Annotated in this window: 15 protein-coding genes; 4 read left to right on the top strand and 11 right to left on the bottom strand. The window is 72.3% G+C overall.

Annotated features, from left to right (window positions below; translation table 11 throughout):
• Positions 1-4: 4 nt before the first annotated feature.
• The 6 genes from ACTWPV_RS45130 to ACTWPV_RS45105 all read right to left on the bottom strand — a co-directional run bounded on the left by ACTWPV_RS45130 (position 5) and on the right by ACTWPV_RS45105 (position 10,618).
• Complete coding sequence (locus ACTWPV_RS45130) at positions 5-1,813, bottom strand: ABC transporter ATP-binding protein (protein ID WP_443156520.1); 1,809 nt, start codon at positions 1,811-1,813, stop codon at positions 5-7.
• Positions 1,810-5,058: a lantibiotic dehydratase gene (locus ACTWPV_RS45125; protein WP_443156519.1), complete on the bottom strand. Its 3,249-nt coding sequence runs from the start codon at positions 5,056-5,058 to the stop codon at positions 1,810-1,812. The genes ACTWPV_RS45130 and ACTWPV_RS45125 overlap by 4 nt, the downstream gene beginning before the upstream one ends.
• Positions 5,059-5,088: 30 nt before the next feature.
• Entirely contained in the window at positions 5,089-6,438 is a 1,350-nt protein-coding gene (locus tag ACTWPV_RS45120) for a lanthionine synthetase C family protein (protein WP_443156518.1), read from the bottom strand.
• A gap of 147 nt (positions 6,439-6,585) precedes the next feature.
• Entirely contained in the window at positions 6,586-7,404 is an 819-nt protein-coding gene (locus tag ACTWPV_RS45115; protein WP_443156517.1) for an AfsR/SARP family transcriptional regulator, read from the bottom strand.
• Positions 7,405-7,534: 130 nt separating this feature from the next.
• Positions 7,535-9,034, bottom strand: a complete 1,500-nt coding sequence (locus ACTWPV_RS45110; RefSeq protein ID WP_443156516.1) for an FAD-dependent monooxygenase — start codon at positions 9,032-9,034, stop codon at positions 7,535-7,537.
• 390 nt (positions 9,035-9,424) lie between these two features.
• Positions 9,425-10,618, bottom strand: a complete 1,194-nt coding sequence (locus tag ACTWPV_RS45105) for an alpha/beta hydrolase (protein WP_443156515.1) — start codon at positions 10,616-10,618, stop codon at positions 9,425-9,427.
• Positions 10,619-10,739: 121 nt separating this feature from the next.
• Here ACTWPV_RS45105 and ACTWPV_RS45100 point away from each other — a divergent pair, with 121 nt between their 5' ends.
• A complete protein-coding gene (locus tag ACTWPV_RS45100) occupies positions 10,740-11,384 on the top strand; it encodes a TetR/AcrR family transcriptional regulator (RefSeq protein ID WP_443156514.1) in 645 nt (214 codons plus the stop codon).
• Positions 11,385-11,486: 102 nt separating this feature from the next.
• Here ACTWPV_RS45100 and ACTWPV_RS45095 read toward each other — a convergent pair whose 3' ends face one another.
• Positions 11,487-12,389, bottom strand: coding sequence for an NAD-dependent epimerase/dehydratase family protein (locus tag ACTWPV_RS45095; protein ID WP_443156513.1), 903 nt, complete (start codon positions 12,387-12,389; stop codon positions 11,487-11,489).
• Between the two features lie 204 nt (positions 12,390-12,593).
• Between ACTWPV_RS45095 and ACTWPV_RS45090 the strand changes: the two genes are divergently transcribed.
• A complete protein-coding gene (locus ACTWPV_RS45090) occupies positions 12,594-13,028 on the top strand; it encodes an SgcJ/EcaC family oxidoreductase (protein ID WP_443156512.1) in 435 nt (144 codons plus the stop codon).
• A 201-nt stretch (positions 13,029-13,229) separates the two neighbouring features.
• On the opposite strand, the gene ACTWPV_RS45085 is transcribed toward ACTWPV_RS45090, so the two are convergent.
• Positions 13,230-13,994: an SDR family NAD(P)-dependent oxidoreductase gene (locus ACTWPV_RS45085; protein WP_347649601.1), complete on the bottom strand. Its 765-nt coding sequence runs from the start codon at positions 13,992-13,994 to the stop codon at positions 13,230-13,232.
• Positions 13,995-14,060: 66 nt separating this feature from the next.
• Here ACTWPV_RS45085 and ACTWPV_RS45080 point away from each other — a divergent pair, with 66 nt between their 5' ends.
• Positions 14,061-14,699 carry a TetR/AcrR family transcriptional regulator gene (locus ACTWPV_RS45080; RefSeq protein ID WP_347649600.1) on the top strand — a complete coding sequence of 213 codons (639 nt, stop codon included), beginning with the start codon at positions 14,061-14,063 and terminating at the stop codon, positions 14,697-14,699.
• 18 nt (positions 14,700-14,717) lie between these two features.
• Here the strand turns inward: ACTWPV_RS45080 and ACTWPV_RS45075 are convergent, their stop codons facing one another.
• A complete protein-coding gene (locus ACTWPV_RS45075; RefSeq protein ID WP_443156511.1) occupies positions 14,718-15,983 on the bottom strand; it encodes an MFS transporter in 1,266 nt (421 codons plus the stop codon).
• A gap of 59 nt (positions 15,984-16,042) precedes the next feature.
• Between ACTWPV_RS45075 and ACTWPV_RS45070 the strand changes: the two genes are divergently transcribed.
• Entirely contained in the window at positions 16,043-17,047 is a 1,005-nt protein-coding gene (locus ACTWPV_RS45070) for an ArsR/SmtB family transcription factor (protein ID WP_443156510.1), read from the top strand.
• 36 nt (positions 17,048-17,083) lie between these two features.
• Here the strand turns inward: ACTWPV_RS45070 and ACTWPV_RS45065 are convergent, their stop codons facing one another.
• On the bottom strand, positions 17,084-21,109 hold the full coding sequence (locus ACTWPV_RS45065) for a S8 family serine peptidase (protein WP_443156509.1): 4,026 nt from the start codon (positions 21,107-21,109) through the stop codon (positions 17,084-17,086).
• A gap of 222 nt (positions 21,110-21,331) precedes the next feature.
• The gene (locus ACTWPV_RS45060) at positions 21,332-24,178 is read right to left on the bottom strand and encodes a helix-turn-helix transcriptional regulator (protein WP_347649596.1); all 2,847 of its coding nucleotides are present in this window, start codon (positions 24,176-24,178) and stop codon (positions 21,332-21,334) included.
• Positions 24,179-24,266: the final 88 nt, after the last annotated feature.

Here is a 24,266-nt window from a genome sequence, read left to right as displayed (position 1 = left end):
TTCCTCACCGAGGAACGGCGTCACTTGGCTCGTCCTGGTAACCGGCCGCCTGCAACCGGAACAGCCGGGCGTAGAGACCGCCGATCGCGATCAGCTCGTGGTGGCCGCCCTCTTCGACGACGCGTCCCCCGTCGATGACGGCGATGCGGTCCGCGGCGGCGCGAACGGTGGAGAACCGGTGCGCGATCAGCAGCGTGGTGGACCGGGCGGCGGCATTCGCCAGGCGGGCGAAGAGCTCCGCCTCGGCGGCGGCGTCGATGGCGGCGGCCGGCTCGTCCAGAACGTTGATCGCAGCCGCCCTGAAGAAGGTCCGGGCCAGCGCCACCTTCTGCCATTGCCCGCCGGACAGCTCCCGTCCCCCCTCGAACCAGCGGCCCAGCGTGGTGTCGAGGCCGCTCGGCAATGGGTCGAGAAAGGACAGAGCGCCCGCGCGCTCCGCCGCCCGCCTGACACCGGGCCGGTCCGACATGCTCTCCACCCGGCCGAAGCCGATGTTCTCCCGGGCCGGCGCCTCGTACTCCATGAAGTCCTGAAACATCACGCTGACGTGCTCCCGAAGGTCGTCCAGGCCGTACGCGGCGAGCGGCACGTCGTCGACCAGGATGACGCCCTCGGTCGGCTCGTAGAACCGGGTCAGCAGCTTGACGATCGTGCTCTTGCCGGCGCCGTTGGCGCCGACCAGCGCCACGCACCGGCCGGCGGGCAGGAACAGGTTGAGCCGGTCCAGAACCGGCGTGTCCGTGCCCGGATAGGTGAACGACACGTCGCGGAACTCGATCCCCTTGCGCAGCGACCCCGGGAAGGGCGTCACGGCGGGCCGCCGCTGCGGCACCGGCAGGTCCAGGAACTCGAACAGGTTGCACAGGTACAGGGAGTCGTCGTAGAGCTTCGCGACACCCTCGAAGAAGGCGCGCATCGAGGTCTGGATGAGGACGACCGAGGTGACGTAGCCGGCGAACTGCCCCGCCTGACCGGTGCGCACCGCATCCTGCACCATGAGAAGGAGCGCCAGGCCGACGGCGACGGCCCCGCACATCGCGAGCAGCGCGCAGGCGACCGCGTGGCGCCCTTCGAGCCGCCGGTCGACGTCGTAGAACCCGTCCACGACGGCCGCATAGCGCCGGCGGAACAGCGGGCCGAGCCCGAACAGGCGGATCTCCTTGTACGCCTTGTCGTTCGTGAGCAGGTACTCCAGGTAGAACAGCCGGCGCTGATCGGCGGAGCGCGCGAACTCCACCCGCCAGCGCGCCCTGTGGTGGACGACCTGCGCGATCGCCAGGGGCGCCGGCGAGACGAGCATGAGCGCGGCGGCGAGCGGAGACCAGGACAGCAGCAGCGCTGCCACAGAACCGATCGTGACCACGCTCGACACCGTCGCGAGCAGGCCGGCGAAGACCTGGTGGGGGCGGCTGCGCGCGCCGGCCTTGGCGCGCTCCAGCGAGTCGTACACCGCGGCGTCCTCGAAGTGGCGCAGCTCCAGCGTCAGCACCTTGGCCAGGACCCGGTCGATGACCGCGTTGCCCAGCCGCTGCCGCAGCAGCGTCTCGTTGTAGCGTTGCCCGACCGCGAACAGGAACGTCAACGTCGACGCGGTCGCGAGCGCCAGCACGGCGACGGTGGCCCCTCCGGTCCAGGCCCCGGAGCCGCCGCGGGCCTCCTCCACGAGGAGCTGCAGCGACCAGCTCAGGATCGCCACGCTGGCGGCCGGCAGCAGCGCGCCGGCCACGGCGAGCAGCGCGGCTGCCAGCACCCTGCCCGGCGCCAGCGTGACCATCAGCCGCATTGTGCGCAGCAGGACCGTCAGGCGGTTCACCGTCGGGCTCCGGCCGTGGTGGCGGGGCGGTTGCGGATCGCGCGCCGGCTGAGCGACCACAGCGCCCGGCTCAGCCGCTCCTGGTCGCGGTCGATCCCGGCCAGCCGGATCGACTGGATGTGCGCGAGGCTCTCGATGACGTTGCGCTCGTCGCCGGTCAGCAGCCCGCGGGAGGCGAGATCGCGGACCCGCCGGCCCGCCTCGGCCAGCGGCCGCCGCTGCCGGGCGAACACCGGTTCCAGGGCGGCCCGATACTCCGGGGCGCGACGGTCCGGGCGGAGCTCTCCCGGCGTGAGGATCTCGCAGAGCAGGGGACGCACGTCACGGAAGCGCTTGCGGGCCGCGTCGGTCATCCACGCCGCCACCCCGTCGCCGTCGAGTGGCGGCAGGCCGCCGTCCCAGGCCAGGTACAGCTCGTGGAGCGCGGCCACGCGCACGACGTCCGGGTCGAACCGGCCGGTGCGCAGCAGGTGGAGAAGTTCGACCGCGGCCTGGCTGTCGGCCCAGAAGGCGGTCTCCACCGAGTCGATCGCATGCCCGCCGCCGTACCGCTCCACCTCGCGGTCGTAGCTGCAGAACGCGAGGTCGGTGGCCTGGCCGGCGTGTACGAGGCCGCGGGCCCAGGCCGCGCACCGCGACATCACCTCCGCGGCCGGCTCCTGGCCGCGGGCGTGGAAGCGCAGCCGCAGGTGAGGCAGGGGGTCGGCGTACCGGATGAAGAACCAGCGGTCCACCAGGCGGCCGAACCGGTCATCGGCCAGCAGCTCCCGCAGCGGCCCTGCGACGATCGCGTCGTGCAGCTCCGCGGCGGCGTACAGCTTCAGGTGGGTCCACTCGTCGCCGGCCAGCCAGCGGCGGGTCGTGGCGGGCGGCGCGGAGGTCCGGGCGGCGGCCGGCTCCGGCATCCGGGTACGGTCCCGCAACACCAGCGGCACCGCGAGCTCGGCGTGGTAGGGGCGCCCGGCACGATCGCGAAGCCACAGATCGCCAGGTCCCGGCAGCGCCTCGTGCAGGCGGACGGACGCGCCGGACCGGGCCGGCAGCCGGGTCACGTGGCGGTGCAACCTGTCCACCCAGGTCGGGTGCTCCAGGTCGAGCAGGAGCCGGTTGTCCAGTTCGACCAGATAGACGTACCGGGGGACCATCCACTGACGCCGCCAGGCGCGGCAGGCGCGGAAGAAGTCGTCCGGGTCCTGGCACGCCGGGAAGGTCGCCGCGGTGATCGTCCACTGGGCCGGCTGCACCACCACGTTGCCGCGGACCAGGCGCGGCAGGAAAGGGGCGTCGGCCGCGGCGCCCCAGTCGAACCGGCACGACGGGGTGTAGCCGTCCTCCGAGAACTCCAGCAGGGCACGGCAGACGTTGGGCGCCCGCGTGGCGGTCAGGGCGTGGGTCTGGCCGACCGAGAGGGGGCGGCCCAGCGAGACGGATCGGAGGTGGAATCGGTCCGCGTCGGCGCCGAGGACGATGTCGGCCAGCGGAATCTGCCGCACGGGCGGCCCTGTGGCGGCCGCGTTCACGCACACTTCGTAGTCGCGCGTGGGCGGGTGGCCGGCCACGTTCCCGCCCCGGTGCCTGACCCCGTAGTTGAGCTCGGCGAAGACCGTGTCCGGGCGCAGCGCCTCCTCCAGGCGCTGCTGAGTGCGGATGCGGGTCACGGTGGCCTCGTCGAAAAGATCGAAGAACCGGCCGAAGGCCTGCCAGCCGCCGAAGACGCCGATCGTGTTGAGCACCATCCGCCACCGGCCGTCCCGTACCGCCTCGGGCGAGTCGGCGGCCAGCGCGAAGAACAGGTCCAGGGAGGTACGCGGCCGGCTGTGCTCCGCGTCCGGGCGCCAGACGGTGAGCCGCTCGATCAGCTCGTCGTCGAGGTCGACCGCCGGCCGGCCCGCCCGGGTGGCGTGCAACGCCAGCTCGACCAGCGTCCGGTCACGTTCCGGGTGCGTCTGCCCGGCCTGCCGCGGCCATGGATGCCGCCGGGCGGGCCGGGTGTACGAGTCGGGCGGGCCGAGCCCGGTCTCCGGGCTGAGCACGTCGAGCAGCGGCACCTCCGCGTCGACGCCATAGTGCTCCAGGAACACCTCGTGGTAGCCGGCGATGTGCGGGCGCCGCTGCCGCACGCAGCCGAGCCTCATCAGCAGCTCGGCCGCCTCCGCCGCGGTCGCGGCGACGTCCGCGGGCAGGGTCGCGGGCTCCAGCGCGAGCGCGGCGTCGATCTGGAAGGCCGGGCCGGTGAAGTCCGGCGCCATCGCCCGCTGGTGCGCCTCCAGCCGCGCCAGGCCTGCCGCGTCGCCGCCGCGCGGGCCCCGGTCCACGTCGTCGGCCAGCTGCCGCAAGCGGGTCAGGCCGTCGATGACGCCGGTAGGGACGTCCTGGTCGATCAGCCGCTTGGCCAGATGCACCTCGGGCAGCGGCTCGGTCGGCGAGGGCAGCAGGTCGGGGAGGAGGACGCCCAGGTCCCAGAGCCGGTCGAGCAGGGCGCGGATCTTCTCGGGTGACGTGCTCGGGAAGCGGTGGGCCAGCGCGGCCGCGAGCTCGCCGTAGGCAGGGTCGTGCCCGGCCAGGTCCAGCACCGCCGCGAAGGCGGGGTTGACGGCCAGCTCGATCCGCTCCGGCTCGTCCATGCCGTCGACCTTGACCAGCACGGCTCTGTCCCCGACGCGCCGCAGCAGCGCGTTGACCCGTACCCGCAGCTTGTCGCGGACCTTCGGGTCGCGCCCGATCCGCTCCACCAGGTGGGCCAGCCACGCGCTGTCGGCCCGGGTGCGCGTGGCCCGCACCGGGTCGCGGTCCAGCGTCGCGATCCCCTCCCCGCCGGTCGCGGGCTCGCTCAGGAACGCGCCGGGCGCGACTCCGGCGAACAGCCCCAGCGGGGTGGGGCGGGTCGACATCCGGATGAGGTAGCGGAGCAGCGCGGCGTGCGCACGGTCGGCGGCCCGGTCCCGCGGGACGTTCTCGTCGAGTCCTGGCAGCGCGGCGGCCAGGCTCGGGCTGGCGACCTGAATCGCCTGGCGGACCCGCGGCGAGGCGGCCAGCGTGCGAAGGATCCCGCGGCCCTCGGCTCGGGCGGCGGCCAGCGTCTCCGCAGTGCCGGCAGGCGCCGGCACGGCCGCGTTCGCGCCCAGATTGACGAAGGTGTCGGCGGGCAGGACGGGCGCTCGGAGCACGAACAGATCCGATGCCGCGTACAGGCCGGTGCCGTACGCCCGCGCGGCCGCGACGGGACCGCTGCCAGGCTGCGCCATTCGACTTTCCTCCCGGTCTTGGGTGCTTGGTCAGTTGACGAGAACGGCCCGGGCCCAGAAGGGGGGTACGGGCGTGGCGACGGACAACAGCGTCAGCGCGACCCCGGCGGCGCCCTCCAGCAACCCGGGGTCGTCGACCCAGGTGCCGTCGGGGTTGAGAGCCGACGGAGATCCCGGCTCCGCGGCCTGCACCGGCCGGTGGTCCCGGACGAGCAGGGGGTAATTCGGGTCGCAGCGGCCGAGCAGCCGGTCGACCAGCCGTTCCAGCGCCGGGCCGGCCGCCACGCTGCCGGTCTGGGTGGCGAACTTGCGGCAGATCAGCACCACCCCGGCGTCGCCATGGCACAGCCCGGGGTAGTTCAGCGCCGCGGCCGGCAGGTCCTCCATCTGGCGCAGCGCGGCCTCGAACCCCTCCACGGCGACGGCCCGCATCGTGTCGTCCCCGAGCGCGTCGGCGGCGTCGAGCAGCGCCGAGGCGATGCCGGGAGCGCCGTAGCAATAGGAGGGCCGGGTCGGGCGGCCGCTGTCCGGCGCGACCTCGCCCGCCTCGTCGAACGGCAGGACCCGCGGCCAGGTGCGGCCCCAGTCCTCGTGCCGCGACGCCGCGACGAGCAGGTCGCCGAGGGTGCGGATCGCTTCGCCGAGCCCGGGGGCACGGTGCCCGGCCAGCCAGGCCCGGCTGAGCGCCGCCAGGGGTCCGGGGATGCCGTGGGCGAGGCCGAGGTTCACGAAGCCGTACGGGTTGAGCCGGACCTCCTCTTTCCAGCGGTCGTAGTGCTTCCTGGCGATGAACCAGGGTTTCCATGGCGCGGTGCGCAGCGAGCCGCCGTCGCGCTCGCGAGGGCCGGTGGTGTCGCAGCGGGCGATGAGGCGTTGGACGATGCCGGTGGCGACCCGCAGCGCCGTGGGATCGCCAAGATGGGGGACCAGCTGGCCGAGGATTCCGGCCGGCCCGGTCACCACGTCGTAGTGCGGGTAGAAGAAGTCGTGGTCGTCGGCCAGGTCCGGCTGGTCGACCTGCTCGGCGAGCCGGGTGTGCAAGCCGCTCAGCGTCCGGGCGTAGCGGCCGTCCGGGTCGCATCCGGCTACGGCGAGCGCCATGCCGGCGGTCCCGTCTGACAGGCCGGAGACCACCAGGGGCCTGTCCCGGGTGGCGGCGGCGGCCAGCTTCAACCAGCGGTGGGCCTGGGCCCACCAGTGTTCGGAGGAGCCGGGGCAGGCTCGCGCCGCGTACGCGAAGGCGAGCGCGCTGCCGGCGGCGCCCGCGTACAGTGACGCTCCAGGCTCCCAGACCGGCCGGCCCATCGTCCGCGACGCGTCCTTCGCCACCTCGGTGACGAGCGTCTCGTCGGACAGGCGGTGCAGGATCGCCGTTGCCACGGCAGTGGCCTTCGAGGTCGTCGCCGGAGGAAGAAGGCGGGCATCAGGCATGCCGAAGATCTCCAAAGGTGTTCGGGCCGGGCCGTGAAGAGCCGGCGCACGCGGGAACGGCGATCATGAGGGGGTGGGTGGCCGGCGTGCGGACGGTCACCGCCGCGGGACGGCCGCCACGTCGACGCAGTCCTGGAGCAGCGCCTGGTGAAGTTCCGTGGTCTGCCGGTCGGGTTCGAGCCCGTAGTCGGCGGCCAGCCGGAAACGCAGGCGCTGGAAGACATCGAGCGCGTCCAGCCGCCGCCCCGTACGGTGGAGCGCCGTCATGAGGTGGCGGTGCAGCGACTCGCGATGGGGATGTGCCGCGGTCAGCCCGACCAGGTCGGGCACCACCTCGGCGGGCCGGCCGAGGCTGAGCTGGGTCGCGATGAGCGACTCCTGCGCGGCCACGTACGCCTCGTCGAGCCGGACCGCGTACGCCTCGATGGCGGGGCTGCGGGGCACGCAGTCGAAAGCCGGCCCGCGCCACAGGTTGAGCGCCCGGGTCAGCTCGCCGACCGCCCTCTCGGACGCGCCGGCGTGGAGGGCGACGCGCGCGGTGTCGACCGACCTCTCGAACTCCAGGACGTCGAGCCAGTCCGCGGGCAGGACCATCCGGTAGCCCGAACCGATGGTCACCAGCCGGTCGGCGAAGGGCCCGAGCGCCCGGCGCAGCCGCCAGACGTAGCCCTGAACGGTCTTCCTGGCCGTGCTCGGAGCCAGGCCCGGCCACAGCTCGTCGATGAGCATGCCGACGTTCACGGTCCGGTTCAGGTTTGCCAGCAGGATCGCCAGTACGGTCCGATGCTTGGCGGCGGGTATCTCGGTACAGCCTCCCTCCCGCCAGATGGCCAGCGTTCCGAGCACGCCGAACCGCAGTGCTCCCAGCGTGTTGGAGCGTCGCGATGACGGGTCAGGGAACATCGCATGATTCACATGGACATCGTCGAGCGAGTCCGGCAGACCTTCCAGGGCCTCCGTAGGACATTGACCGGACATCCCGTCAAGCCTCGCCGAAGCCTGGACTCCACGGACGCCGACAGACGGCCCTGCTGAAGAGCACAGCTCACGGGCGCTCGCGGAGCGGGCCCACCCAGGTCGTCAGTGCGGCGCATAGAGCGTTCGCGTCGTCGGGCTCCTCCGTCGCCCAGCAGAAATAGCCGTCGGGGCGGACGAGAGCGGTGGTACGGCGCTCGCCGTTCCAGTGAGCTTGGACCACGTGGCGGGGAAGGGGCACGTCCGCGTTCCGGCCGGGGGGCGTGATCAGCACGAAGTTGCCGCCGCGTTGCAGCTCGTTCAGGCGCCCCTCCGCGAGTTGGACGTCAGGGGCGCGTTTCCCGGTCAGCGCGTGTGTACCCCGTGGGGCTTGGTAGGAGATGCCGATGCCGGAGATCATGGCGGCGGCCCTGTCGGCCAGCGGGCGCACGTTGCTGAGGACGGTTCCCGCGGTGGCGCGCAGCAGCCGGGCGGTGGTCCCGTGGAGCAGTGCGGCGCGGACGAGGAGCCCGCTCATCCGCAGGACGATCTTGCCGACGGCGTGCCGTTCGGTCTGGTAGGTGTCCAGGAGGTGGTCGTCTGCTCCGTCGCGGAGTACGGCCACGAGTTTCCAGCTGAGGTTGGCGGCGTCCTGCAGACCGGTGTTCATGCCCATGGCGCCTGCCGGCGAGTGCACATGCGCGGCATCACCGGCCAGGAAGACGCGGCCGACGCGGTACGCGGGGGCCTGCCGTTCGTCGCTGTGGAAGCGCGACTTCCAACGGACGTCGGTGATGCCATAGTCGGTGCCGAAGTTGAGTCGCAGCAGTTCCTTGATCTCTTCGACATCGAGTGGTGCGTCGTCGGGTAGCTGGTGGTGCCGGTTCCAGCCGGTCAACCGGTAAGCGTCATCGCCCATCTCGGTGAGCAGCGCGAATCCGTCCGGCACCGCGTTGACCGTGAACGGCCGATCCGGTCCGCGGCCGAGCTTGAGGTCGGCAAGGATCAACGAGCTGAGAATGGACTTGCCGGGGAAGGGCAGGCCGACCGCTGACCGGATGGTGCTGTGCACCCCGTCGGTCCCGACCAGGTAGGAAGCGTGGTACATGGTCGACGGCCCGTCCGGATTCGCGTCCTTGCCCGCGACCGCGCGGGCCGTGACGCCGTTCGCGTCCTGGTCGACACCGACGACCTTGGTGTTGTGGACGAAGGTGACCCCGGCTTCGCGGGCCCGCCGTTCCAGCACGCGTTCCACTTCGTATTGAGGGAGGAACAGGACGAACGGGTAGCGGCTGGGCAGCCGGGAGGGGTTGAGTTCACCCCGTTCGAACAGCGCCAGCCGGTCGATGGGGTGTCCCAGTTTGACCACCTCGTCCGCGATCCCGCGAGCGTCGAACTGCTCCAGAACACGGGCGTGCACGACCAGGGCACGGGACAGGTTGCTGAGCTTGTGCGGGCGAGCCTCGACAACGGTCACCGACAGGCCTGCTTCGGCGAGGTCCCCGGCGAGCAGCAGCCCTGTGGGGCCGGCTCCCACGACCAGTACGTCTGTGGTGGGGTGCGCGCCGTTGTGGTTGGAGCTGTCGACCATGACGGCCTCCTCGGATGTAAGGCCAGCCCGTCGGTCAACTTCCGCCGGAATAAGCGTTTACCCAACGTGCGCTGGCGATCAATGGTTGCTTGACGCATTCAGATATCTTTGAGCGCGCTTCCGAGGCAGAATGCCGTCGCGCCGCTTCGACTGCAGCACCTTCGAACAGCACGACGGCCTCGGGTCCTTGGACATTGACGCTGACGGGAACCGGACGCATCTTCGCGGCCGATACATCGATGGGTCTCGCCGTGCGGCACGTAGCCGCCAGAGAATCATTTGTATGCTAGGCAACCCCTCAGGGCGTGACCAGTGAGTTGGGGCCAGGGTCCCCACTCATCCGGCCAGCGTGATTTCGCGGCGGCGCCGAGCGGTGGCAGGCGCGGGCAACTACCTCAGCTGCTCGGCGAGCCAGTCGTAGGCCATGGCCGAGGTGTAGGGGATGTTGCTGATGCCGCAGTGGGTGTCCGCGCCGTCCACGGCGGGAAGGGTCGCGAAGTACTTGGGGGAGCGTAGCGCGTGGTGGAAGCGGCGGGCCTGATCCGTCGCGATGTCCGTCTCTCCTTCGGCGACGAGGCTCAGCGTGGGGCAGATGATCTGTTCTTCCAGGCCGTCCAGGGTGAAGGCCCGGGCGCGAGCGGCGAACTCCTCCAGGTTGCTCACGCCGTGGTTCCACATGAAGTAGTTCTCGATCATGGCCCGTCCGGCCCAGCCGGCCTCATCGAGTTGCTCCGCCACCCCGGTGGCCGCGCGCTCGGCACCGCCCATGATGACGCCGAGCGGCGCACGCATCGGGGAGTTGGCCACCAGCGCTCTGATGCGGTGGTCGTGCGCTGCCGCCCGGGGAGCCAGGTAGCCGCCATAGCTCACTCCGTACAGGCCGACTCGCTCGCCGTCCACGTCCGGCCGGCCGACGGCATAATCCACGACCGCGCCGAGTGGCACCTCGTAGTCCGGGCGGAACGCGAGGCGGGGATGGCGCAGCTGCAGCCCGCGCTGCCCGGGGCCGTGAAAGACGATGACGTTCAGCCCGCGTGCCAGCGCGTCGGGAATGCCGCCCAGCAGATACATCTCCTCTCCGGAACCGTCCACTCCGCCGCACAGCACCACTGTCGGCCGCGGGCCCCCGTTGTCAGCGACCGTGAAAACGTGGCCGGGCAGCGTGACGCCGTCCTCGTAGGGAATCTCGACCTTCTCGACCGGGTGGGGCATGAGCTCCGCCGCGGCGTCGAACTGCGCGAGGCTCTCCTCATAAAGCTTCCGCCGTTCCTCCGGCCGGCTCGCCGGGAAGAAGAACTCCGCCGCGCGCAGGTAGGTCGAAGCCCTCAGGTGCGCGGCTCGCGCGGTCACCCGCCGGCCGGCGGCCACCGCCTCCTCCGCCTGCGCGGCGATCCGCCGGCCCAGATCGGCCCAGGTCTCGATGTAGGCGTCGCGGTCGCCGAGGCGAGCGCGCATCGCGCTCGCGACGTTCATGACCTCCCCCGCGGAGGCCGCGCCGTACGGCGCACCGGAGAGGACGCGCAGATAGTGGACGTCCAGCCCGATGTCATCGCTGAACCGCAGCCGGTTGAAGTGCTGAGCCATCTGAGATCGCCCTCGCTTCCTTGATTGACGTCTCGCAGACGGCCCAACCGTAGACACGCCGTAGAGTGGCGCTCAATCAACAGGAACGGCCCACTGGCGCGTATGCAACAGCGAGGACAAGGTGTCGCAGAAACCGGAGCAGGTCGGAGACCTGCGGGTGGTGCGGACCCGCGCACATCTGCGCGCCGCGCTGGTGCAGTTGGCCGGTGAGCGCGGCTACGTCGCCGTCACCGTCGGCGACATCGCCGGCCTGGCGATGGTGAACCGCGCGACCTTCTATCGTCATTACGAGGACAAGGAGGACCTTGCGGTCGACGTCCTCGCGAAGGCGATCGAGGAGGTCGGGAAGTCCACGCCCGTGCACCCGGGCTGGGCGAGCGGAAACCAACTCGCCGAGCTGGACTCGAGGATCGCGGGCGCGGAGAGGCTGTTCGAGCACTTCGCCGAACACCGCCGGATGTATCAACCGCTGCTCGGCTATCCGCGAAACCGCAGGTTCATGATCAGAGCGCGTGAATTGCTGGGCGGGGGGATCGCGGAGCGGATCGATACCGCCGAGCCCGACCCGGATCAAGCCCGCATGCCCATGACGCTCATTCCGGTGTTCGCCGCAGAACTCTTCCTGGGCATGATCGCGTGGTGGCTGGATCGGAGCCTGCCTTACTCGCCGCGCCAGATGGCAGACTGGTCCATCCGCTTCCTCTTTTACGGATACTTCGGCGCACTCGGCCTCGATCATCGCCTGCCCGATGACAATGCCACCTGATCCCAAGCTCCTCCCGGGCCAGAACCGAGGGCCTGATCCCGCAGCCGACGACATCCGGGAATCTGCGTGCACTGCCGTAACCCCAGGCGCACCCGGCGCTGGCTAGGGAGCGGGAGCGTGCTTCAGCTCGCCGTACCGCCGAAACCAGGCGAGAGTCTCCGCCAAGCCCTCCACGAGGTGCGAACCTTCCATGACGCCCGCGGCTGCCAGCTTGCTCACATCGAGCGTCAGTTCCGCGTCGCGGAAGGGGAAGTAGTCACGCGGACGGATCGAAGTATCCGTGACCATCACCAACCGAGGCACGATTTCCGCCACACACGCCAATATGTGCAGATATTCGAGAAACGAGTAGGTGGAGCGCTCTCCCACGTTGTACACATCAGGCACGAGCCTTCCCTCGCAAGCAGTGACGACAATGCGCGCCAGTGCCCTGGCGTCGATGAACTGGATGCGGGTGCCACCGTCGCCTGGAACGAGGACCGGCCGGCCGGAGAGCATACGGGCCCAGAGAAACTGCTCCCGCTGCTCGGCGTTGTGAGGCCCGTAGACATAAGGAGGGCGAAGGATCGTGAGGGAACCGGAGGGAAAAGCGTCACGCAGCAATGTCTCGCAGGCGGCTTTGGCTTCTCCGTAGCCGTCCCAGATCGCGTCGCCGTCCGCCCTGTCGTTCTCTGCGAAAGGAGGATCGGCGGACAGCCGATTGTAGACCGCGGCCGAGCTGATGTAGACGTAGCGCACGCTCTCCCTCCGCGGCAGCGCGCGTATGATATTCGAGATGTGCGCAGGTTCGGTCCCCGAGACATCGACGACGGCATCGTAGCGGGCGGCGGTGAGTGCTCGGCACATCTGCCCGGCGTCGTTCCGGTCGGCGACCAGCTGCGTCAACCTGCGGTCCCACAGCGGCCGAGTCGCCCGGTTGAGCACGGACACCTCGTGATCATGCAGCAGGGCGTCAACGATGGTACGGCCGACGAACCGGGTGCCACCCAAGACCAGAATTCTCATGTCCGCTGATTTCTCCGTCGTCGCGGGCTGGACTGTTCCAGGATTCCAACCTAGAGCCTCAGATATGCATGTGCCACACGGGGCGCCTCGCGCATAGCGTCACGTCCGATTCTGCTCGTAAGTTGTCCGAATCGACGGAGTCGGCGAGCAGGCACTCCCTGAGAGCATGACCGGGTAAATGAGAACGACGCTCTCGGAGTGACGATGACCATTGAAGTCTTTGGTGACGCGGATGATCCCCAGGGCGATGTCGAGGCGATCATCGCCCTGGTCGCCGCGGTCCAGGAAGCGCAGCAGAACGAGCGGGTCGAGGATTTTCTCAGCCTGTTCAGCAAGGAGGACCCGGTGTGGACGACCGGTCACGGCAAACGGCTGTCGGGCTGGGACACCATCCACGACTTCACCGCGCAAGTGCTGCCAGGCGCGATGAAGCACGGCACCGCGACCTACACGCCGGTGCGGGTCCTCTTCATCCGCCCGGACGTCGCCGCGGTCAACGTCCATCAGGTGCCCGTCGACCGGGACGGCGAGCCCACTGGCGATCCCGAAGGCCGCCCCTTCTACATCCTGGCCAAGACAGCAGGGCTGTGGAAGATCGCCGCCGCCCAGAACACGCAGGTCTACCAAGGCCTTGGCTGAGCGTATGACCTCGGGTACCACGTCGTATGGTGCCCGAGGCGCCGCCGCCCGGTCCTTGGCGGGCGGGTGAAGACCGGGCCTGGAGGAGCTGATCCGCGCCGAGGCCGATGAGCGCGGCCGGCAGATCGTGGCGCGCCGGCCTCGCCGACGCTCTGGCTCCACGGACGCCGACGACAGGTGGCCATGACGACGAGGGTTCGCTTATGTGCGCGGCCCCAGGAACAGGCCGCCGCTGGCGTCGATGACCTGACCGGTGATCCAGCGGGCGGCGTCGGAGGCGAGGAACGCGACCACGTCGGCGACGTCGTCGGCGCCGCCGAGGCGGTCGAGTGCCGTCGATCCGGCGATGAATTCGGCCAGGCCCGGCGCTTCGAAGAAGGAGGCGTTGGCGGGAGTCCGGGTGGCGCCGGGGGCGACCGCGTTCACCGTGATCCCCCGGACTCCGAGCTCGTTGGCCAGGGTCAGGCTCATCGTCTCGATGGCGCCCTTGGTCATGGCGAAGGACGTCTGGGTGGGGTTGGCCATGCGGGTCGCGACCGACGAGATCGTGATGATCCGGCCGCCGTCGCGCAGCAGAGGCAGCGCTCGCTGGATGATGAAGTAGGGCGCGCGCACGTTCACCGCGAAGAGGTGGTCGAACCCGGCACGGGTCGTGGCTCCGAGCGGGCCGGCGGGCTGAGCCGCCGCGTTGTTGACGACGATGTCGAGCGGCCGCCCGGCCAGGCCCGCCTCGATGCCCGCGAAGAGCTTCTCGACGTCGCCGTCCACACCCAGCTGTGACCGGACGGCGAAGGCGGTCCCGCCGCCGCGCTCGATCTCGCCGACCGTCGCCGTCGCGCCGTCCTCGTCCGTGCCGAAGTGCACGACGACCGTCGCTCCCCTGCTCGCCAGCCGGGTCGCGATCGCCCGCCCGATGCCGCGCGACGCTCCGGTCACCAGGGCCGCCCTGCCCGTCAGATCGTTCATTGCACCACTCTTTCTGTTAAACGCTACCAATATGGTAGTCACTATCAGTCTGGTAGTGTCTAACACATGCCTGACCAGCAATCAACCCTGCGAGCGCGACGACGAGCACAGACGCAGCGCGCGATCCAGGCGCACGCGATACGGCTGTTCAGCGAGCGCGGATACGACGCCACGACCATGAACGACGTCGCCGAGGCGGCCGGCGTGTCGCCCATGACCGTCTACCGGCACTTCCCCACCAAGGAAGACCTCGTGCTGGTCGACCAGTTCGGTGAGCTCATCGCCGAGCGGATCGTCGCCTCGTCCGCCGGGCAGCCTCTGGTCCGCCGCATCGGCGGCGCGCTCGTCGACGCGGCAGCGGCGCTGAGCGGCGACGACGTGACGGCGGACCGGGAGTTCGTGCTCGTCCGCCTCCAGCTCATGATCTCGACGCCCGCGCTGCGGGCCAAGCACCTGGACAACCAGTACGCCCTCCAGCAGGCCATCATCAGCGCCCTGGGGGACGAAGCCACCGATCCTGACACGGCGTTCCAGGCTCAGGCGGCGGCCAGTGCCTGCCTGGCCGCCCTGCACACGGCGCTGGTGCGCTGGGCCGCGGACGACGGGCGGACCGATCTGCCCCGCCTGATCGGCAGGGCGCTCGCCGCGGTCTTCGGCGACGACGTCGTCGAGCCCGCACGGACGCCCGGCCCGCCCGAGGGCTGATCACCCCCGACCAGCAGATCAGGGACCTGAGGAGCGGTTTCGTCGCCCTCCCTCCGCCGGGCGTCGCGGCCTCGGCGGCGCGAGCACGCGCCAGAGACCCAGTACGGCCAGCAGGGACGCCGCGCCCGCCGCGCCGACGACCAGGCCGGGCGCCGACACCTCGGCCAACGCCCCGCCGCCGGCCGCGAACAGCCCCTGCAGCGTCATGGTCCCCGTCAGCGCCAGCCCGAAGGCCTGGCCTCGGTTCGCCTCCGGCACCGCGTTCAGGAAGCGCCGGGCCAGCCCCAGCTGGTACGCGACCCCGAACCCGGACACGGCGAGCAGCAGCGCCGCGGTGACCGGCCCGGGCGAGAGCACGAACCCGAGCAGCGGCGCGCCGAGCAGCAACGCCAGCGGCCCGGCCAGCCGTTCCCTTCGTGCCGGGGTGACCAGCCGGCCGATCGCGAAGTCGCCGGTGAGCATGCCGAGCGCCACGGCGGTGAACAGCAGCCCGGCCGAGTCCGGCATGCCGACCTGGACGGCGTACGGGACGAGCACGCCCTCGGCGCCGACCATGAGCGCGGGCGGCAACCACTGGGCCAGCAGGAGCGAGCGGACCGCCGGCCGGCGCAGCAGGTCGCGATTGACGCGCCAGGTCTCGCGTACCGCGTACCCCGCGGCCGTGCCGCGGCGCGGCCGCCCGGCCAGCCGCAGGCGCAGCAGCGCGGCGGACAGCAGGCAGCTCGCCACGGTGATCCAGAGCGCGCCGTACGGGCCGAGCGCCGCGATCAGCATCCCGCCCACGGCGAAGCCGAGCACCTGCGTGCCGCCGGCGGCCATGGAGAACACGGCCCGGCCGAGCACGTACCGGTCGCCGTCGAGCAGTTCCGGCAGCAGCGCGCTGCGCGCCGCGGAGGCGACCGCGCTGGGGATGCCGGTGACGAACACCAGCACCAGCATCGCGGTGGGGGAGAGCACCCCCGCGGCGAGCACAGCGGCGACCGCGGCGCGGACCAGGTCGTACCCGACCATCACGGCCCGCGGCGGCCACCGGTCGGCGTACGCCAGCAGCAGCGTGCCGCCGAGGGAGTAGGGCAGGAAGCCGGCGACGTAGGCCAGCGCGGCCAGGATCTTCCTCTGGGGCGAGCCGGTGCCGGCGTAGACGGTCACGGAGAGCGCGAGCATCTTCACCGTCTCGCCGCAGAGGAAGAGCGTGTAGCCGGTGAACAGCACGCGGAACTGGCCCACCGCGAACACCTCGCGGTAGGTGGCGGCCCGCGCCGGTGCGGCCTGGCGTGTCGTCATGCGGGCCAGTCTCGGGGCGGTGCGGGCGGCGGCGTTAAGCTTTCGCGTGGAGGCGAAAGGTGCTTGCCGTCGAAGTCGGGCCGGTCGACGTGGCCCACACCCGCTACGCCATCTCGCCGCTGGGCGAAGCGATGAACGCGCTGCGGGTCGCGGCGGGCAAGCAGCCGGCGGGGGCGCTGCGGCCATGGGCGGAGCGCATCGCGCCGCGGTACGAGCGGCTGCTCCGCGAGACGCCCGCGGTCAGGGCGCTCACAACGCTGTTCCGGCCCGGCGGCTACAACGCCGACTTCATCCAACCTCCGCCTTCGGGCCCCGGCGCCGACTTCGCCGTCGAACTCGCCAGGGTGCGGGCGACCCCGCCGCGCCAGGTTCGCGCGGAGATCGCCCGCAACCTGGCCGGGCTGCGCACGCCGCCGCGCCACGTCCAGCAGATCCTGGCCGCCCCGGACGTGCTCACCCAGCTTTCTGCCGCGATCGAGGCGACCTGGCACGCGCTGGTCGAGCCCGACTGGCCGCGGCTGCGGACAGTGCTGGAGCGCGACCTGTTGCTCCGCGCCGGACACCTCGCCATGTACGGCTGGGCCGCGGCGCTGTCCGACCTGGATCCGCGGGTGGGCTGGCGCGCCGACGGTGCCGACGGCGTGATCGAGGTGCGCACCGGCCCCCGGAACACGTGGGAGCGGCACCGGCTGGGCGGCAAGGGGCTGCTGCTGATGCCGACCGTCTTCGGCACCCTCATCAGCTACGTCGAGCTGCCCTGGCCGTACGCCCTGGTGTATCCGGCGCGTGGCGTTGCGAACCTGCTCGGGCCGCCGCCCCCGCAGAGCGGTGCGGCGGCGCTGGCGCGGCTGGTCGGCCCGCACCGCGCGCAGGTGCTGCGGGCGCTCGCGGCGCCGGCGACGACCACGCAGCTGGTCCGCCAGCTGGGTCTCAGCCTGGGCGCGGTCGGCGGCCACCTGGCCGTGCTGCGCGAATCCGGCCTGGTCACGCGGACGCGGACCGGCCGATCCGTGCACTACGAGCGCACCCCCCTGGGCGAGAGCCTGGCCGGTGAAGGCACGTGACCGCGGCCGCTGGGCGGGCGGCCGCGGTCACGCCGGTCAGCGGAGGTCGAACGCGCGCAGCGTGGTCTGCTTGACGCGGTTGCCCGCCGCGTCCCACGCCTCCACCTTCAGGCTCACCGCGCCCTTGGTGGCGCGGTAGGCCGGGTACTTCGCCCGGGCGGTGTAGACGCCGTCCCGGCCCCGCTTGAGGTCGGCGGGCTGCCAGGTGGCGCCGTCGTCGGTGCTGGTCCACAGCCGCACGCCCGCGATCGCCGGCATCTTCGCCGCCGACGGCCCGTGGTAGGCCTCCAGCTCGAACGTGTGCCTGCGCCCGGCCGCGACCGTGTTCGCGGAGGACAGGCTGCCACCGAGGTCGTAGCTGACGTAGACCGCGGGGGTGGTGCGGCACTGCTCGACCGGCCCGTCGATGAACCAGGCGTAGCAGTTGACGCCCGGCCTCACCTGGTCCCTCGCCGGCGGGGCGGTGAACGTCCACTCGATGTCATGCAGCGCGTTCTTGGCCGTCAGCCGGTAGACGCCCTGCTCCTCGGGCAGCGGGTAGCGCGGCAGCTTGTCGAACCACTCCACGGGGTTGTTCTGGATCTCCTTGCCGTCGCGGTAGAGGTGCAGGTCGTACTGGGGCGCCAGGTCGCCGAACGCGGTGCCGTCGTCGCGCCGCTCCCCGACCCCGTTGACCATGGACGGAGTCACCCACAGGTTGCCGTCGTGCACGCAGATCGCGCACGGCACCCCGATCACGAGCTGCTCGAGCGGGGTCGCGTCCGGGTCGCCGCCGAGCGCGTACAGCTTGCCGGAGGCCGTCGAGGCGCCCGGCGTGCTCGGGGTGGCGAACCACTTCTGCCGGGCGTGTCCCGGCCGGTCGAAGACGTCGTGGCGGTAGCGGGTCTCCTGGACCTCGGCGCCGGGCTCGGACGAGACGAGCGCGGCCATGCCCGCGACGCTCACGATCTCGGGATCGAGCGGCCAGACCCACTGCGACCTGCGCTCCGGCGTCGGGGACGACCAGTGCAGCATGTTGGTGCCGGTGCCCGTGTAGCTGATGTCGTCGGTCTTCCAGGTGCTGCGCCAGTTCATGTACTTCGTGTACGGGCCGGCGTGCACGTCGAAGTCGACCCGGTGGAGCTGGCGCTCGGTCACCTTGTAACGCATCGACGCCGGGATGCGCCCGTCGGCGTACGGCTTGAACACGTAGGAGTACGGCGTGTTCGGCGTGCCCTCGGTCCGTACGGTCACCTCGCCCCGGCCGGCGGCCTCGCGGATCTTCGTGCCCTCGGCGTTGGAGACGTAGGCGACGGGGATGTTGACCGGCAGGTACGGGCCGCTGAACGGCTTCTGCGTGATGGGCAGCGGGATCGGGCAGACGGAAGCCTTCTCGTTGAAGGCCAGGATGCCGGCGGCGCCCGCGTCCCTGATGGGGCCCACGCGCTCGATCTGCAGGCCGCACGCCGTTCCGAAGAGCCCTTCCGCGGGCTCGGCGTCGATCAGGACGAGCGCGCCGCGCAGGTCCTTGCCCGCGAGGTCCTCGGGGCGGCCCTTGCCGGCGTCGACCACCCGCAGGTTCTTGACGCCGTCGAACGGGACGTACCCGGGATGCAGCTCGCCCGAGTCGATCATGTGGACGCGGGAGACCGGGTGCAGGGTCGTGCGCTTCGACCCGCGGCCGGATGCGCGCATGGTCATGGTGACCTCGGGGACGCCCAGCTCCCACTGGCCGGTGAAGCGGAAGGCTCCCTTGGTGACCTTCTCGGTGGGCAGCGCCCACACCTTCTCCCACCCGCCGAGCGGGCGGTTCGACAGCAGCGTGCCGCCGAAGACCTTGCCGTTGGCCAGCGTGCGCTGGAAGAAGAGCTCGTAGGTGTTGTTCAGCGGCTGCGCGGTCTTCGGCGCGCTGAAGCTGATCTCGGTGGCCTTGCGTGCGTCGATGGTGATCGCGGTGTCGCCGGTGACGGTCAGCTCGGGCTCGAACAGCCAGGCCCGGTTGGCGCGGTCGTCGCCGTCCACCCAGTCGAGCACCTGCAGCAGGCTGACGGTGCCGGCCGGGACCCGGGTGACGATCACGCCGACGTCGTCGACGCGGTGGGGGCCGAGCTCTCCCTTGCTGCCTTCGACGTCCAGGACGCTCATGGCCGTCGGGGTGCGCGGCTTGCCGTCCCGGTCGAGGGTGCGGACGGTCAGGTCGTACTTGGGAACGTCCCGCACCGCGCCGAGCGGCGTGGTGAGCCGCACGCCGTCGGCCTCGGCCGTCACGGCGCCGCTGTAGGTGCCGATGGGCAGCTCGGCCGGGTCGAGGGTGACGGTGGTGCCGGCGGTGCCGCCGGCGGGGACGGTCAGCGTCGCGTCGGCGAGCGCCGGCTTCGCGCCGCCGCTCATCGCCGCCTCCAGCGTGAGCGTGACGGGCTGGTCGCCCAGGTTGCGGTAGGAGATCTGGCCGGTCTTCGGCGCGCTGCCGCCCTCCAGCAGGCCGAAGTCCACGCCGCCGCTGCCGGCGAACACCTGCTGGCGGGTGGCGCGGTCCAGGTCGACCCGGCCGGCGCCCTGCTCGTAGACGGTGAAGCCGTCGTCCTTGGCGGTGGACATCAGGGCGGCCTTGAGCTGCTGCGCCGTCCAGTCCGGGTGCCGCTGCGCCATGATCGCGACGGCGCCGGCGACGTGCGGCGTGGCCATGGAGGTGCCGGAGGAGCCGGTGTAGTGCTCGTCCACCGGTGCGCCCATGGCGGTGCCGGCGGCCCGCGCGGCCACGATGTCCACGCCGGGCGCGGCGATGTCGGGCTTGAGGCCGCCGCCGGGGCGCGGTCCGCGGCTGGAGAATCCGGCGAGCTGGTCCTGCTTGTCCACGGCGCCAACGGTCAGCGCGGCGTCGGCCGCGCCGGGCGTGCTGATCGTCTCGGCCTCGTACAGGTTGCCCGCGGCGATCACGAACAGCGTGCCGGTCTCCGCGGTCAGGTCGTTCACGGCCTGGCTGAGCGGGTCGGTGCCGTCGCTGGGCGAGCCGCCGAGGCTCATGCTGACGGCCTTGGCGCCGCTGCGCGCGGCCCACTCCATGCCCTCGATGATCCACGACTCCTGCCCGGAGCCGGTGTCGTCGAGCACCTTGCCGACGACGAGCTGCGCGCCGGGGGCGACGCCCTTGCGCTTGCCGCCCGAGGCCGCGCCGGTGCCGGCGATGGTCGAGGCGACGTGCGTGCCGTGCCCGTGCCCGTCCTTGACGGCCTGGTCGGGGACGAACGACCTGCTGTCGGCGATCTTCCCGGCCAGGTCGGGATGGCCGGTGTCCGCGCCGGTGTCCAGAACGGCGATCTTCACGCCGGTCCCGTCCTGGCTGCGCTCCCACGCCTGGGGTGCGCCGATCATCGGGACGCTCACGTCAAGGTCCGCCTTGACCTTGGCGTCCAGCCAGAGTTTGGCGATGCCGCCGCGCAGCGTGCCGGGCGCCTTCGCCAGGCCCTGCCCGGCGCTCTGCCCGCCGCGTACGGCCTCCCAGAACGTGCCCGTCTCTGCCTTGGTGACGTCGAGGGCGGAGGCGTGGATGCTCTCCAGCGTCCGGGTGGGCTCGCTGGCGGGGACGGCGGCGGCCGAGCGCTTGACGGCGGCCTCGGCCTGGTCGTCCGGGTACTGCACGATCACCGGCAGCCGTTTGGCCACGTCGTCGGAGTAGCCGTTCTCGGCCAGGTACTTGACGTCGAACAGCCGTCTGTCCACGAGGCCGGCCTGGACGGCGGCGATCGCGTCGTCCGGCAGCACGAAGACGCCGTCCGGGGTGAACTGGGTGAACAGGTTGACGCGGCGGCCGTCCTGGCGGGTGCCGGGGGCGGCCTCGACGCGGTACTGGCCGGCGGGGGACCGGGTGAGGTGGACCTTGTCGCCGGTGATCAGCGTGACGGCGACCTTCTGGGCGCGTACCCCGGAGAGGGTGACGTCCTTGGTGACCTGCGCGGTGGAGGCGGCGGTGGCGGCCGGCGTCGTGGCGGTCGCCGGTCCGGCGGTCAGCACGCCGGCGAGCGTGGTGAGCGCGGTCAGCAGGACTGCTGTCCGGCGCGCCAGCGGGGGGCGGGGCAGTGCCATGGTGGCCTTTCTGGCGGGGGAAGGGAGGGGGTCAGACGGGTTGGAAGCCGTCCGGCGGGCGAGGGGGCTCCGGGGGCTCCTCGGGCTCGGAGGGAAGGGAGGGGTCGTCCGGGTCCGGCTGCCCGGGTTCGTCGGTGGTTTCGGACATGCCGAAAGTGTCGTGCAGCCGGGTGGGGGTGGGGTATGGGGTGCCCTATGGGGAAAAATCCCCAATCTGGGGATTCAGTCGCTGGGGAGGAGGTGGCGGGCCAGCTCCGTCCGCGACCGCGCCCCGACCTTCCGCATGGCCGCGCTCACGTGCTTGTCCACCGTCTTGGGCGACAGGAACAGCTCCCTGGCGATCTGCTGGTTCGTCAGCCCTTCGGCCGCCAGCCGGGCCACCTGCTCCTGCCGGGCCGACAGCGCGTGGTCGTTGCCGGCCGGCGCGGGCGCGCTCTGCGCCGCCGGGCGGACGCCCCACCTGCGGCCCAGCCCGGTGGCGCGGTCCAGGTCCCAGCGCGCCCCGAGTTCCGCGTACGTCGCGACCGCCCGGCCGAGCCGGACGGCGGCCTCCGGGCCGTCGAGGGCGAACAGGCAGGCGGCCGCCCGCTCGGCGGACTGCGCGGCCTCGTACCGTGCCGGGATCAGCTCGAAGGCGTCGGCGGCGGCGGAGAACTCCGCGGCCGCCCGCCCCCACTGCTCGTCCGCCGCGGCCAGCAGCCCGCGGGCGTGCGCGAGCGCGGGCGCGGCCAGCGGCGCGTCCAGCCCCGCCAGCCGGGCGGCGTGCCGGGCGACGACGTCGGCGGCCTCGCCGGGACGGCCCGCCGCCAGCAGTGCCTCGGCCAGCGCGGGCAGCGCACGGACCGCCACCGGCCACAGCTCGCTCGCCTCCCAGTGGCGGCCCGCCTCGACGGCCGCCTCGATCGCCGGCTCCGGCTCGCCCCGCGCGGCGGCCAGCCTGAGCAGCATCGTCAGCGGCAGCACGAGATCGTCGAACTGGCCGCGGGCCCGGGCCTCGGCGGCGGCGTCGAGCAGCGGCGGCAGCGCGGCCTCCTGGCGGCCCTGCACCGCGGCCAGGCAGGCGGTCACGATGTCGACGAGGATGCGCTCGTGCGGCTCGTCGCCGAACTGGTCGCGCAGCTCCTGCATCCTGGCCGGCAGCCCGCGCCAGGAGCCCTCGAAGTAGTCGGCCGCGGCCAGGTTGACCAGGCAGCGCAGTTCGAGCCGCTCGCGCAGGTCGGGCTCGGCGCCCTCCTCGACGGCCGCGGTCAGCAGGCGGCGGCCCTCGCGGTGGTGCCCGCTGAACAGGGCCGCGCCCCCGATCGAGCGGTAGGCGTTGACCTCGCGGCGCAGCAGCCGCCGCCCGCCGGTCTCCCGCAGCAGGTCGCCGGCCAGGGCGGCCCAGCGCGGGTCGCCCATCACCACGAAGATCATCGCGATCTTGCCCAGCACCAGCATGCGCATGGCCGGATCGGCCACGGCGGGCAGGGTCGCGAGCGCCCGCTCCAGCCACGACCTGCTCTCCTCGGGCGGCAGTCCGCTCGGCGGACGGCCCACCCCGGCCATGGCCCACGCGGCCAGCCCCGGCTCGCCGGCCAGGTCCTCGGCCGCCCGGGCGAAGGCCTCGCCGATGCGGGCGCTGTCGGTGCGGGTGCGCTCCAGGTGCAGCGCGAGCAGCATGCGCAGGTGACCCCGGAGTGGCGGCGGCACGTCCTGCTCCAGCGCGCCGGTGACCAGGTCGGCGACCGGCGGCGGGCGCAGCAGTTCCAGGGCGGCCCAGCCGAGCTTCACCGTCAGCTCCGCCCGCCGCGCCGCCGGCAGGTCGGCGTCGCGCAGCACCTCCTCCAGCAGGCGCGCGGCCTCGGCGTCGTCGCCCAGCCGCGACGCCTGCTCCGCCGCCTCGATGGCGGCCTCGACCCACTGCCCGGCCCGGCCCGCCTGGCGCAGGTGGTGGGCCAGGCGGCCCAGCGGCACCGGGCGCAGGCCGCGTACGGTGTCGGCGGCGGCCGCGTGCAGCACCTGCCGGCGGCCGAGCGGGATCGCCTCGTAGACCGCCTGCGCCGCCAGCACGTGACGGAAACCGACCAGCCCGCCGGTGTCGGCGAGCAGCCCAGAGCCGAGCACCTCGTCGATCGCCCCGACGTCCGGCCCCGACAGCAGGGCGACCGGCACCGGGAGCTGCAGCACGGCGGCGCGTTCTGCCACCTCCTTGGCTCCGGGGGACAGCCGGGCCACCCGTTCACGCACCGAGGCGCGCACGCCGCTCGGCACGTCCAGCTCCTCCAGCGCCCGCCGCGCCCAGCCACCCTCCCACCGGATGAGCGTGCCGCGGTCGCGCAGCAGCGCCAGCAACTCCTGCACGGCCAGCGGCAGGCCGGACGCCCGCAGGCACAGGTGCTCGGCGAACTCAGCGGTCACCTCCTCCGCCTCGAGGATCGCCGAGGCCATCACCCGCGTCAGGGCGGCGTCGAGCGGCGGCAGCACCAGATGCTCGGCCTTGATCGTGTCGGGGGCGCGCGCCGTGATCGCCCGCACCGCCTCCGGAGCCTCCTCACCCCGGTACGTCAGCACGACCCGCAACGTGTCCGGCAGCACGGACATCAGGTACGTGAGGAACTCCACCGTCTGGCCGTCGGCCCAGTGGAGGTCCTCCACCACCAGGACGGCGGGACCGAGCGCGGTGAGCACCTCGACGAGCCCCCGGAACACCCGGTGCCGCTCGGCCGCCCGGTCGTCGAGCGGCGGCGGCGTCTCCGGCAGCTCCCCTGCCAGCTCCGGCAGCAGCTCGCGCAGCGCCCCCGCGACCGGCGACAGCGCCGCCCCGGCCAGCTCGGCCGCGCGACCGCGCAGCGCCTCGACGACGGGGCCCAGCGGGAACGGCTCCCTGATCTGCACGCAGGCCCCGGCCAGCACCCGCAGGCCCGCCACCGCGGGACCGCCGAGCAGCTCGGCGGTCAGCCTCGACTTCCCGATGCCGGCCTCGCCCTCGACGACGGCGACGGCGGGAGCCCTGTCGACCAGCGCGGAGAGCCGGGCGAGCTCCTTCTCCCGCCCCACCAGAACCGGGGAGACCACCCGCCCAGCACGCACCCGCTCATTCAACTGCACGCGAAGTCAGAGATCAACGGCACCCCCCGGCTGCGGCGGGAGGCAGCCGGCCCCGCGTCCACGGCCTCCA

Source organism: Nonomuraea sp. KM88 (assembly GCF_052245635.1).
Taxonomy (GTDB): Bacteria; Actinomycetota; Actinomycetes; order Streptosporangiales; family Streptosporangiaceae; genus Nonomuraea.
This window is presented reverse-complemented; position numbering and strand designations above follow the sequence as displayed.

What these genes read in the sequence shown, in the direction of transcription:
- ACTWPV_RS45125 (WP_443156519.1), bottom strand. Translation starts at nt 5,058, where the DNA reads ATGGCGCAGCCTGGCAGCGGTCCCGTCGCGGCCGCGCGGGCGTACGGC.
- ACTWPV_RS45110 (WP_443156516.1), bottom strand. Translation starts at nt 9,034, where the DNA reads ATGGTCGACAGCTCCAACCACAACGGCGCGCACCCCACCACAGACGTA.
- ACTWPV_RS45105 (WP_443156515.1), bottom strand. Translation starts at nt 10,618, where the DNA reads ATGGCTCAGCACTTCAACCGGCTGCGGTTCAGCGATGACATCGGGCTG.
- ACTWPV_RS45095 (WP_443156513.1), bottom strand. Translation starts at nt 12,389, where the DNA reads ATGAGAATTCTGGTCTTGGGTGGCACCCGGTTCGTCGGCCGTACCATC.
- ACTWPV_RS45090 (WP_443156512.1), top strand. Translation starts at nt 12,594, where the DNA reads ATGACCATTGAAGTCTTTGGTGACGCGGATGATCCCCAGGGCGATGTC.
- ACTWPV_RS45085 (WP_347649601.1), bottom strand. Translation starts at nt 13,994, where the DNA reads ATGAACGATCTGACGGGCAGGGCGGCCCTGGTGACCGGAGCGTCGCGC.
- ACTWPV_RS45080 (WP_347649600.1), top strand. Translation starts at nt 14,061, where the DNA reads ATGCCTGACCAGCAATCAACCCTGCGAGCGCGACGACGAGCACAGACG.
- ACTWPV_RS45075 (WP_443156511.1), bottom strand. Translation starts at nt 15,983, where the DNA reads ATGACGACACGCCAGGCCGCACCGGCGCGGGCCGCCACCTACCGCGAG.
- ACTWPV_RS45065 (WP_443156509.1), bottom strand. Translation starts at nt 21,109, where the DNA reads ATGGCACTGCCCCGCCCCCCGCTGGCGCGCCGGACAGCAGTCCTGCTG.